The organism is Peribacillus kribbensis DSM 17871 (genome assembly GCF_000430765.1).
Classification (GTDB): domain Bacteria; phylum Bacillota; class Bacilli; order Bacillales; family DSM-1321; genus Paraperibacillus; species Paraperibacillus kribbensis.
Genome location: NZ_AUMQ01000030.1, coordinates 24,011 through 35,823, shown reverse-complemented (window position 1 = coordinate 35,823; position 11,813 = coordinate 24,011). Strand labels below are relative to the sequence as shown.

Below are 11,813 nucleotides of genomic sequence, written 5' to 3'. Positions count from 1 at the left end.
ACTCGATGAATACTATGTTAATCTTAACGATTTTGATTGTCATTGGCGCATTAGCTTTTGACTTTATCAATGGATTTCATGATACCGCCAATGCCATTGCAACCTCTGTCTCAACAAAGGCATTAAAGCCTAGACATGCGATTATCCTGGCAGCCGTAATGAACTTTCTGGGTGCCATTTCGTTTACTGGGGTTGCCAAAACCATTACATCCGATATTGTGGATCCATTTTCCCTGCATAATGGTTCAATCGTGATCCTGGCGGCATTGATCGCAGCGATTGCCTGGAACTTGATCACATGGTACTTTGGCATACCCAGCAGCTCATCACACGCCATCATTGGCGCGATTGCCGGAGCTGCCATTGCAGCTGAAGGATTTGGGATATTAAAGTGGAGCGGTTTCGGAAAGATCCTTGAAGCCCTTATCATTTCCCCTATCCTGGCTTTTGGATTAGGTTTTATTGTCTACAGTATTTTCAAGGTCATTTTCAAGGGAGCCAACCTGCCAAAGACCAATCAAAGATTCCGTCTGGTTCAAATAGGAACAGCTGCCTTGCAGTCATACACACATGGAACGAACGATGCCCAAAAAGCCATGGGGATCATCACCATGGCCCTGATTGCCAATAAATATGTATCTAGTACAGAAATTCCGCTTTGGGTTCAAATTGCCTGTGCCACAGCCATGGGTCTTGGTACATCGATTGGCGGCTGGAAAATCATTAAGACAGTCGGCGGCCAGATTATGAAAATACGCCCTGTTAACGGAGTAGCGGCTGATCTGACAAGTGCAGCGATCATATTCGGAGCAACGTATATCCACCTTCCTGTCAGCACGACCCACGTTATCGCCTCCTCCATTCTCGGTGTGGGTACCTCCCACCGTGTTAAAGGGGTTAAATGGGGCACTGCACAGCGGATGATCATTACCTGGGTAATTACCCTTCCTATCTCAGCAACCATTGCAGGATTAGTATTTTTCCTGCTTGATTTAATCTTTTAAGCAGCTTTAAGCCCGGATTGTTTTTCCGGGCTTTTTATATAGGGATAAAAGCCTGAATAATTAATAAAATATGATACAATGATTAGGAAACTTAGCACGGGGGTTTTTTATGCCAAATAAAGAAAATATGCAGGCCCTCTTTCAGGGGCTGCATGGAGATCTTGAGGATTTTGCCGACAGAGTCAGCACATACTTAGGCTGCCCTATTACAATAGAAGATGCGAACCACCGCCTGCTGGCATACAGCATGCACGATGACAGGACGGATAAAGCCAGGATTTCCACGATCATCGGCCGGAGGGTGCCTGAAAAGGTCATTAACAGTCTGTGGAAGGATGGAATCATTCCCGCCCTTTTAAAAAGCCCCGATCCAGTTAAAGTACCGGCTATTTCAGATGTCGGCCTCGGGAACCGGGCGGCTGTGTCGATTTGGAAAAACAGGGATGTTATTGGCTTCATCTGGGCGCTTGAAGTCGATAAGCCATTTACCAAAGAAGATCTAGAATTTCTTCAATATGCAGCAAAAGAGGCAAAAAACCAAATTCTCCAGCTGCAGACAAGGAAGCACCGTAGACTCGCCAGTGACCAGGAATTTCTTTGGCAGCTCCTCACTGGGCACCTTCAAGACCCAAAAGAAATAAAGGAACAGCTGATCCAGCATGCCCATGTCATTCCTCAGGCATTTTCGGTACTCGTTTTTACATTTCCCAGCGATATCTCTTCCGAAGGAGAACGCCAGATTGCTTATTTGCTCACTACTACCCAAAAAATAAGGCCGATTCTTTATACCACAGATGATAACAAGCTGATTCTTTTTGCCTCTCTTGAGGAAGATAAGGGCGCTGCATTATCACTCTCTTCCTTTATTTCCAGTTTTATCAGCCAGATGGACAGCAGATTCCAGGTCCAGCCTATCTTCGGCGCATCGGGCCAGGTCTATTCTGAATTTTCCTTGGTGCAGCAGAGTTATCTTGAAGCCCAGGAAGTCCTGTCTATCAAACATTTATTTCCTGTTGAGACGGAAGGCATCTGCTTGTACAGCCGCCTTGGGATTTATAAATATCTTGCATTTTTGAGCAGGCAGAAAAATAAAAGCTCAAAAAGCGACCAGCTTGCCCGGATCCTTCTCTATGACCAGAAGCACCAGACCAATTTGTTTCAAACCCTGAGAATATATCTAGAGAAAGACTCCAATCCAAATGAAGCGGCCAAAACCCTTCATGTACATGCCAATACTCTTACATATCGTTTGAAGAGAATATCAGAAGTCGGTGATATTAATTTAAAAGATTCCGTTCAAAAAACAGGCTTATTCATCGAAATAAAGCTTCTGCAATATGAGGAAGCCCAAAGCCTTGCCTCCCTGGATTTTGGGGAGTGAATTTCCTGTAAAGCGCATTTGTGGAATTTCACAAATGCGCCTTTTTAATTTCTTCGCTTCACACAAACAAAACAAGAGTGAAAGCGCTTATACTGTTTGTACAATGTATGATTTGTTTCAAATAGGAATCCCCTATTCATATACCAATGGCCGTCTAAACAGGCCGTTTAGGAGGAAAAATCAATGCGAATCGGTGTACCTAAGGAAATTAAAAATAATGAAAACCGTGTGGCTCTGACTCCAGCTGGTGTCCACACATTGACAAGAGGCGGACATGAAGTGCTGGTAGAAAACAATGCAGGTCTTGGCAGCGGATTTACGAACGAGCAGTACCGCTCAGAAGGTGCAACCATTGTCGAGTCAGCTGCAGACGTCTGGAAAGAAGCAGAAATGATCATGAAGGTTAAAGAACCGCTGCAGAGTGAATATCAGTATTTCCGCAAAGATCTGATTCTGTTCACCTACCTGCATCTTGCTGCAGAACCTGAGCTTGCCAAGGCTTTAAAAGAGAGCGGAGTATTCTCCATTGCCTATGAAACCGTATCCGTAAACAGGACCCTTCCGCTTCTTACGCCGATGAGCGAGGTGGCCGGAAGGATGGCTGCACAGATCGGTGCCCAATTCCTTGAAAAGCCGCACGGCGGCAAAGGCATCCTGCTTGCAGGCGTCCCGGGGGTAAAAAGAGGAAAAGTAACTATAATCGGAGGCGGTGTAGTAGGAACAAACGCTGCCAAAATTGCTGTAGGTCTTGGTGCAGATGTGACCATTATCGACTTGAGCCCTGAACGTCTCCGCCAGCTGGATGATATTTTTGGCAGCCAGATCAAAACGCTTATTTCCAATCCATTCAATATCGCAGAAGCAGCAGCAGAATCTGATTTGGTCATTGGTGCTGTATTGATTCCAGGAGCAAAGGCGCCTAAGCTGGTTACAGAAGATATGGTGAAAGCAATGAGCCCGGGCTCTGTCATCGTGGATGTCGCCATCGATCAGGGAGGAATCTTCGAAACGGTCGACCATATTACCACCCATGATGATCCGACATATGTAAAGCACGGTGTTGTCCACTATGCTGTTGCCAATATGCCTGGTGCAGTCCCGCGTACCTCTACCATCGCTCTAACCAATGTGACTGTTCCATATGCGCTGCAGATTGCCAATAAAGGTGCGAAACAGGCTGTCCTTGATAATGAAGCCCTTGCACAGGGAGTGAATGTCGTGAACGGCGAAGTGACCTTCAAGGCAGTCGCTGACGATCTTGGATTTACCTTTGTGGAATTAAAGGATGCATTGGATAAGGAATTTGTTCAGGCATAAGAAAAAGCAGGCACGGATGATATCTCCGGGCCTGCTTTTCTCTTTTTTTGATTCTTAAAATGCATTAATTAGCGAATGATCCCTGTTGAATGGATCTTCACAGTAGTGCGGACTTCAAATTCCGCTTTGGGATACATCCTGGACCAAGCCTCCCTCTCCCTTTTGCTCCAGTGCGTCGCCTGATATCGGAGCCCTATTCCCAGGGGATCCACTCCATGCTTTTGGAATTTTACCAAAGTGGATTTTATGCGTTTATTTAAACTCTTTTCAATAATTTTGCTTGCTTGGATTTCCTTGTCCTTATCAAAAAAACCCGGCGTCCGGTCTTCCTCCAGGACACCATTTACTTTTACTTGAAACTCGATTTTTGGACGCGTACCTGAAATGATTTTATATTTAGCCTTTGAATTTTCGGAGTGGATCGTATATTCTATTTTTCCCTTTACCCTCGCCGTATAACTGGATGCTATATTTTCATTGGCAAGCAGGTTGTAAAGCCTGGTTTCATCCGGGGTCAATTCCGCCATAACTTTATCGTCGTTCATCAGTACGGCCCTTTCGATCACTAATTTGTCTTTCTCTGCCTTCACAACTGGCAATACTGGGTCCCACCCATACTCCATGATCTTTCGCTGGAGATCAAATAGGTATTCATTGACGACAAAAGGAGACTCACTGCCTTCCCGGCTCATAAGGTTTCTGAGATATCCTGCCGGGCTTCGCTCAGAAACAGGCTTTACGGCAAGAACATCTTTTGCTGTCGGCTGCCCAAGCCCGATATAGGAAATCATTTGAATATCCCTTCTTCTTTGCGCCCAGAATATAACCGGTCTAACATTTTCCCTCAATAGGTCCCTGCCCAGGATTATTACGCTCGTATGACCGAAATCAAGCTCCTTATCCAATCTGGACTTAGCGATTCTCACAGCCTCTGCCACACTGCCTGCCTTCACCGTAACAACTGAAAACTGATTCAGACCGGCCTTAGGATCTCCGCTTGGCAATGCCGTTTTAAAGCTCACTAATACCTTATCTTTTTCTTTGGCTTTGTCGACCCCGAGTGTTACTACAAAGGCCCGCTTTTCGACATCACGGATATTACAGCCCGACAATAATATCATTACACAAATGCTTACTATAACTTGTTTCATGCTTTTTTTACCCTCCGTACTGCGTAAAATAGGACAAAAAGCAAAAAGATTTCTGAGAAAAAACGTATTCGGATAAACCAGGTACCAATTTGCAAGAAAGTGAATTGATCAAGACTGACCATATAGTATGCAAAAGCTGCAAATACCCCTAAAAGCACGTAATTTTTCAGTTTAAACTCATTGGAAGTCTTTTTAAAGAAAATGCTCTGCAGCATCCTCAGACCTACATGCCAATAAAGAATGATTGCCGTCAAGGCAATGGTTATGTAAAAAAGATAAAAGACGAACAGAAGGCGTTCGATAATGGAAAACACAACCCTGACCGAATCGGCCGTACTGATCCATGGATAGATTAGATGTCTTGACCCATGTATGCCGTTATAACCGATCGGAACCAGGAAAGACAGCAATAATAGCAGAAATCCCACCAGGGAAATGATCCATAGTTTTTTGACTTTCAACTCTTTAAAAAGTCTGTTAAAGACCACCAGGTTAATATATCCTGTAAACACAAAGGTACTCGCGGCAATTGAACTGTAAGGCGGTATATCCGCTGAATTGGTTATAACCTCCATGACCGTTTCCCAGCTGAACCACTCATTGATCAGCATTTTAATGAAAAAATAAAGGATGAGCGGAATATTGATGACCACAATGGTCTCAGCCATGGATAATACGGAATATGATTCTATCTGGCAGGCCAGGATGACCAAAAGAAGGAGCCCGGTGGTCAGTACATACTGATTCACATCAGGGGTAATGAATCGGTGCGTGATATCTACCAAAGAAACCAAAGTAATAGCCCCGAAAATATACCAATGCATGGAGAAGATCAAGATCAGCCCATTTTTAATCAGTTTGGGAAAGACTGGCGTCAGTATCTCTGGCAGGTCCATTCCCGGGAAGTGCCTTATGAGTTTCGTGAAGAAGTATATTAACAGAGTCCCAATCACCACTGATATAATGATGGCCACGAGGCTGCCATCATTATTAATCAGTGTTCTCGGTATAAAATTTATGGAATTTACAAGCGCGTTCAAAATCAAAAGATAATAAAAGTATCGATTATTAACCATACGTCTTACCCTTTCGGCTGTCAGTATCAGCAAGCACATTGAAATAAGGACGGTTATAACTTCTTAATTCAGATAAATAGGCAATCAGTCCGACAAAACCAAGGACAATCCCAACCAGCCCAAAAAAGAAGCCGAGCGCCAAAAATCCGTATCGAAGAACCCTCACAGTAAAGTTCATCATGTTTATGGGAATAACAAAATTCGTGATGGCCACAGCTGAAACGAGGATGATCATAATACTGCTCACTAGCCCCGCCTCCGTTGCCGCCTGCCCTAGAATCAATCCCCCTACGGTTGTGGCGGTTGGGCCAATCGTTTTAGGAAGCCGGATACTGGCTTCAATGAGGAATTCAACCATTAGCAGCATAAATAGCACTTCCATGATCGCCGGGTACGGAACGTTGGCCCGGCTTCCCGCAATCATCAGTGTGACCTGCACCCTCAAAATTTCCGGATTATAAGAAGAAAAGGCAACATAAAAAGCAGGCAGGGTCAGGGTAGCTGTAAGTCCAAGATATCTGATTCCCTTTAAAAAATAACCGACTAACGGAAGCTGGATCCGGTCATCCATGGCTGAAAAGAAGTCATAAAAGATGGAAGGCGCGATAATGGCAAATTTAGTTTTGTCTATAATCACCCCAATCTTTCCTTTTGAAATGCTCTTAACCATCCGGTCGGGCCTTTCCGTTACAAGCGATGTAGGAAAGATATCTAATTTCCTTCCGGACAGTTTCTGCTCAAGCTCACCGGCAGCTATCAGTACATCTACCTCAATATCCGACAGCCTTTTTTTCAGTTCCTTAAGCACCTGATTATCCACCTTAGTAGAGTCGTACATAAGGGCTATATTGGTCTGGGACAGGCTGCCAATCACCTGGATCTCGGCCTTTAGGTTCGCTGTCTGATACCGATGCCTGATTAAATTCATGTTTACTTCAATGTTTTCCGTAAAGGCGTCCGGAGACCCCTGAACATTGACCTCTGCTGTGGCTTCTGTTACAGCACTTCCTGCCACCTTTTTCATTTGAATAACAAATATGTTTTCCTCCGTAAAGATGGCCGCATACCCTTTGAGCATATTTGAAAGTATTTTATGCTGATCCTTAGGTACCTCTTCTCCGGGAAAAGACCGGACATAATCCTCAAACTTTTTTATATCCTTGATTTCAAAAAAAGGACTGATCACATACCGATAAATGATGTTCGAGTCACATACACTTTTCATAAATAGGAGCTGGGCACTCTTATCATTGACGCTTAGCTGCCTATCTTCCAGATCCACACATTCACTAAGCTGTTCTCTGATCCAATCCGCCTGCTTTTCGATTTCAGTTTTAGTTTTTATAGCCATGAAAACCCCTCCAGACAAGAACATGAGCTGTCCTCGAGAAAATACTTTCCTTAAGGTTCCCTCAACATCCCAAAATACACTAAAAAAACAGCTTTATTGAAAAGCTGCTTTTTTAGTGTATACTTTCTTGTTCAAGAAGATGCTGCAGCAACTCCTCCCCCCTTTACTAGCTTTCAAAAACTATTCTTAATGCCAGTTCTTCTAGAAAACCGTTATTGACGTCTTTTAATAAGAACTCTCCCGAATGAGCATAATAAATGATGGATTATTCCCTATCGTTATATTTATATAATAATTTCGAAAAGAAATAATTCTATAACTAGTTTATCTTTTAAGGATTACAAAGAAAATAATCCTTGTTTTATATAGTCATTTAACTGTTTTTTATCTAATAGTCAAAACTTTCTAATTGACCGTTATATTATAAACAATTATATTAGTATAAGTATTCGCGATTGAATTAAACGAATTATTCAGAAAATTTAAGCACGAAGCCATACTAAAACTCAGGAGGAAACATCCATGGAAGCTGCTATACAAAAAAGACAAAAGCATCCTAAGGGCTTATATTTGCTGTTTTTCACAGAGATGTGGGAAAGATTCAGCTATTATGGAATGAGGGGAATCCTTGTTCTTTATCTAACCAAGAAGTTTGTAGAAGGCGGACTCGCCATGAACGAGAGCTACGCCTTATCTCTCTACGGGTTTTTCACAGGAGCCGTGTATTTGACACCGCTGATCGGCGGCTGGCTGACTGACCGCTTCATACCAAAGAGATTAGCCATCACTATCGGCGGAGTGACCATGGCTTTGGGGAACATCGCGTTGTTCTCAAGCCAGACTTATACAGCCTTTTATATCGGACTTGCCTTATTGATTATCGGGAATGGCTTCTTCAAGCCGAATATATCCACCCTTGTCGGTGAGCTGTACAAGCCTGATGATGCCAGAAAAGATGCTGCATTTACGATTTTCTATATGGGGATCAATCTTGGGGCGTTCATTTCTCCACTCTTGATCGGCTATTTTGCGGATGATCTTTTTGCTTATAAAACAGCCAATGGTACGCTTGTCCACGCTTATAACTATGGATTCCTGGTATCTGCGATCGGTATGATTATCGGACAGATTTTATTTAATGTCCTTGGAAACCGTTATTTAGGAAATATCGGGAAAACTGTTGTTGCAAAAGATAAAACAGCCGCAGGTCAATCTGCAGCTGCTGATAAACCGTTAACTAAAAAAGAAAAACAGCGCACCACTGTAATTGTCATTCTTACTGCATTTGTTGTGTTTTTCTGGGCAGGCTTTGAACAGGCCGGAAGCTCATTGACCATTTATACAGATAAATTTATCGATAGAAGTGTGTTTGGCTGGGAAGTTCCCACTGCCTGGTTCCAATCCATCAATCCAATTTTTATCATCATTCTTGCGCCAATCATCTCTTCTCTTTGGCTGAGCCTTTCTAAATCCAAGCGCGGCGATCTAAAGATCCCAACAAAGATGGGACTGGGAATGATCTTGCTGGGAGTGGGATTTGTCGTATTGATTCTGGCTATCACAAGGACGGGAAGCGATCCGGATCATGTGATCCACAAAGCCAATCTTCTCGTGATCATCCTTACTTACTTCTTCCACACAGTCGGGGAACTTTTCCTATCACCTGTTGGACTATCTCTGGTAAGTAAAATTGCTCCAGTGAAGCTGGCATCCCTCCTTATGGGGGTATGGCTCGCCTCTTCAGGTATTGCCAACATTCTTGCAGGGCAGGTCGCTTCTGTAACCCAGTCATTGGGCTATCTGGAAGTCTTTGCGGTTATAGGCGGAATGGCCATTCTACTTGGCCTAATCCTTCTGGCGATCTCTAAAAAACTGAATCAAATGATGGAATAAAAGCGGACCGCCTCCCTTTGGAGGCGGTCTTTTTTCATTTGGTCTGTTTTCTAAAGCCTTTATACTTAGGGACAAAAAGGAAGAATCCCGGTTTCGGGACCCCTGCGGACTGAAAAAAGATTAAACACTGTGATGTTAGGTTAAATATAAGAATACACAATTGGAGGCCGAAAATAGGAAGGTAGAAGAATGGAAAGATATAAACCGCTTGATTTTGAATTTTATACCCAGCCAACCCTTGAATTGGCTCGCAGCCTGCTTGGCTGTCTTCTGGTTAAAGAGACTGCTAAAGGAACGGCTTCAGGCTATATTGTAGAAACAGAGGCCTATGCCGGCCCGATGGACCGGGCTGCACACAGCTATAATAATCGCCGTACAAAACGCACAGAAATCATGTTTGGAGAGTCGGGTTCTATTTACACCTATGTGATGCACACGCACTGCCTCGTCAATGTGGTCTGCGGCGGACTGGATAAGCCGGAAGCCGTCTTAATCCGGGCTGTCGAGCCTGTGGATGGAATCGAGCTCATGTTTGACAGAAGGGGAACTTCCACCCTGAAAAGCTTAACCAGCGGCCCGGGAAAGCTCACAAAAGCCCTCGGCATCACCATGGACGACTACGGAGGCACCTTCACAATGCCTCCCCTTTACATAACAGAAGGCATAACCCCCGATTCCGTATCCATCGGGCCAAGAATTGGCATCGCCAACTCCGGCGAAGCAGCCTCCTACCCATGGAGATTCTGGATCACCCGAAACCCATTCGTATCCAGGTAATCGGGGACTGTCCCTAACCCGGGACCAAACCTTAAAAATACCAAATGGGAAATGGGGACTGTCCCCATTTCCCAAACTTTTACGCATACATTTTGCTATCGTCTTTTTTGAAGAAGCTTTTCATGGCGTTAAATACATCAGATTTTTGTTTGAGGATATAGTAGTTGAATTTCTCATTGTTGATGTTTTTGTAGGCTGACATGAGTGTGGAGTGTCTGTTGTATTGGTTGACTTCTCCATACCCGAACATGTTGGACAGCTTCATGATTTCATTGACGAGTTTCACACAGCGGGCGTTATCCGAAGTGAGGTTATCTCCGTCTGAAAAGTGGAATGGATAGATATTAAATTTCTGGGGGCTGTATTTAGTGTCAATTAATTCCAGTGATTTCCGGTAGGCTGAAGAACAGATGGTTCCGCCGCTTTCTCCTTTTGAAAAAAAGTCCTCTTCGGATACTACCTTCGCTTCTGTATGATGGGCAATAAACTCTATTTCCACCGTTTCATACTTCGTGCGCAAAAAGCGGGTCATCCAGAAGAAGAAGCTTCTCGCCATATACTTTTCCCAAAGTCCCATAGAGCCCGAGGTGTCCATCATGGCCAGGACCACAGCCTTGGATTCAGGCTTCACGACTTCATTCCAAGTCTTAAATTTCAGGTCATCCTTAAGGATTGGATGGAAACCCGGCTTTCCGCTCATGGCATTTCTCTTAAAGGCTGTCATCATCGTTTTCTTCTTATCTATATTTCCCATTAATCCGGTCTTTCGGATATCATTAAACTCAATATTTTCGACTGTATTTTCATCTAGTTCTTTCTTCTGCAGGTTGGGCAGCTCAAGCTGCTTAAACAGGGCTTCTTCAATTTCCATCATAGAAACTTCTGCTTCATAATAATCCTCTCCAGCCTGGTCGCCTGCGCCCTGCCCTTTCCCCGGCCCCTGCTGCTGCTCTCTTCCATCTCTAGCTACGACATCACCAATCTGACTGTCACCGTCTCCCTGGCCTACATGTTTATTTTTATCGTAATTGTATCTTATTTTGTATTCATCAAGTGAACGGATGGGTATCTTCACAACATCCCGGCCATTTGACATGATGATGCTTTCTTCAGATATTAAATCCGGGAGATTATTGCGGATGGCGTCCTGCACCCTTTCCTGGTGCCTTTGCTGATCGTCATAACCTTTGCGGTGGAGGGACCAATCTTCCTTGGAAATCACAAACTGGCGATTAGGGTCAACTGTCATAATCATTTCCCCTCCTAACGTTTTCGCTTGCTCATTAAATGATTAAAAATACGAAAAAACTGCTTTTTCATAATCCTGAATCCTCTGGATAAAAAGGGATTGGATTACTCTATCCTATGCGGCTCCAGCTAGAAATTTACAAATTATTTCGACAATTAAACACTAATCCATGCCTGTTTATTTTCCGGTGTGACAGCCCTATTTTGAATTCTGATCATTCGAGTAACCCTTGCTTTCAAGTCCTTTCTATAATCTATTAGCCTGGCCCTGTTTTTATGTACATCATAGTGCACAAATAAAAAAGCACCCTCATCAAGTAAGGCTGCTTTACATTGAATCCATACAGGACAGGTTACCGGCTGTTCAATTCTTCCTCATGCTGGACGGGATCCGGTCTTTTTCCGTATCTCACAAGCTCTTCATTGCTTCTCATGTTTTCCATCTGTTTACCCAGATTCTTCATTTCAGCAAGATTACTGGCCATAGAGCTATTTTCCGGTACAGGCTCAAAAGATTTATTCATTGCCTTCACCCCTTTTCCTTCATTTACCCGGGGTACGCAGCGAATAAACTTTATAAGGTGAAAAAAACACCTGCTCTAGGCAGGTGCAGAT

The 11,813-nt window shown here is 43.7% G+C and carries 10 protein-coding genes; 5 read left to right on the top strand and 5 right to left on the bottom strand.

What is annotated here, in order from left to right; genetic code table 11:
- The first annotated feature begins 5 nt into the window (after positions 1-5).
- From H539_RS0104635 to ald, 3 genes are all read left to right on the top strand, one after another.
- Positions 6-1,004, top strand: a complete 999-nt coding sequence (locus H539_RS0104635) for an inorganic phosphate transporter (protein ID WP_026692567.1) — start codon at positions 6-8, stop codon at positions 1,002-1,004.
- A 109-nt stretch (positions 1,005-1,113) separates the two neighbouring features.
- The gene (locus H539_RS0104630) at positions 1,114-2,385 is read left to right on the top strand and encodes a PucR family transcriptional regulator (protein WP_245602129.1); all 1,272 of its coding nucleotides are present in this window, start codon (positions 1,114-1,116) and stop codon (positions 2,383-2,385) included.
- Positions 2,386-2,568: 183 nt separating this feature from the next.
- Positions 2,569-3,702, top strand: coding sequence for an alanine dehydrogenase (gene ald, locus H539_RS27725; protein ID WP_035321937.1), 1,134 nt, complete (start codon positions 2,569-2,571; stop codon positions 3,700-3,702).
- Between the two features lie 68 nt (positions 3,703-3,770).
- Here ald and H539_RS0104615 read toward each other — a convergent pair whose 3' ends face one another.
- The 3 genes from H539_RS0104615 to H539_RS0104605 are packed head-to-tail and all read right to left on the bottom strand — an operon-like array spanning position 3,771 to position 7,280.
- Positions 3,771-4,853 carry a Ger(x)C family spore germination protein gene (locus H539_RS0104615; protein WP_026692564.1) on the bottom strand — a complete coding sequence of 361 codons (1,083 nt, stop codon included), beginning with the start codon at positions 4,851-4,853 and terminating at the stop codon, positions 3,771-3,773.
- Positions 4,850-5,929: a GerAB/ArcD/ProY family transporter gene (locus tag H539_RS0104610; protein WP_026692563.1), complete on the bottom strand. Its 1,080-nt coding sequence runs from the start codon at positions 5,927-5,929 to the stop codon at positions 4,850-4,852. The genes H539_RS0104615 and H539_RS0104610 overlap by 4 nt, the downstream gene beginning before the upstream one ends.
- Positions 5,922-7,280, bottom strand: a complete 1,359-nt coding sequence (locus tag H539_RS0104605) for a spore germination protein (RefSeq protein WP_026692562.1) — start codon at positions 7,278-7,280, stop codon at positions 5,922-5,924. Before H539_RS0104605 ends, H539_RS0104610 begins: the two co-directional genes overlap by 8 nt.
- A 522-nt stretch (positions 7,281-7,802) precedes the next feature.
- Between H539_RS0104605 and H539_RS0104600 the strand changes: the two genes are divergently transcribed.
- Together H539_RS0104600 and H539_RS0104595 are read left to right on the top strand one after the other, a co-directional pair.
- Positions 7,803-9,173: a peptide MFS transporter gene (locus tag H539_RS0104600; protein WP_026692561.1), complete on the top strand. Its 1,371-nt coding sequence runs from the start codon at positions 7,803-7,805 to the stop codon at positions 9,171-9,173.
- A 189-nt stretch (positions 9,174-9,362) separates the two neighbouring features.
- On the top strand, positions 9,363-9,950 hold the full coding sequence (locus tag H539_RS0104595) for a DNA-3-methyladenine glycosylase (protein ID WP_026692560.1): 588 nt from the start codon (positions 9,363-9,365) through the stop codon (positions 9,948-9,950).
- A gap of 79 nt (positions 9,951-10,029) precedes the next feature.
- Here H539_RS0104595 and yhbH read toward each other — a convergent pair whose 3' ends face one another.
- On the bottom strand, positions 10,030-11,199 hold the full coding sequence (yhbH, locus tag H539_RS0104590) for a sporulation protein YhbH (protein ID WP_026692559.1): 1,170 nt from the start codon (positions 11,197-11,199) through the stop codon (positions 10,030-10,032).
- Between the two features lie 352 nt (positions 11,200-11,551).
- Positions 11,552-11,722 (bottom strand): hypothetical protein, encoded by a 171-nt coding sequence (locus H539_RS32390; RefSeq protein WP_169816025.1) that lies wholly within the window; start codon positions 11,720-11,722, stop codon positions 11,552-11,554.
- Positions 11,723-11,813: the final 91 nt, after the last annotated feature.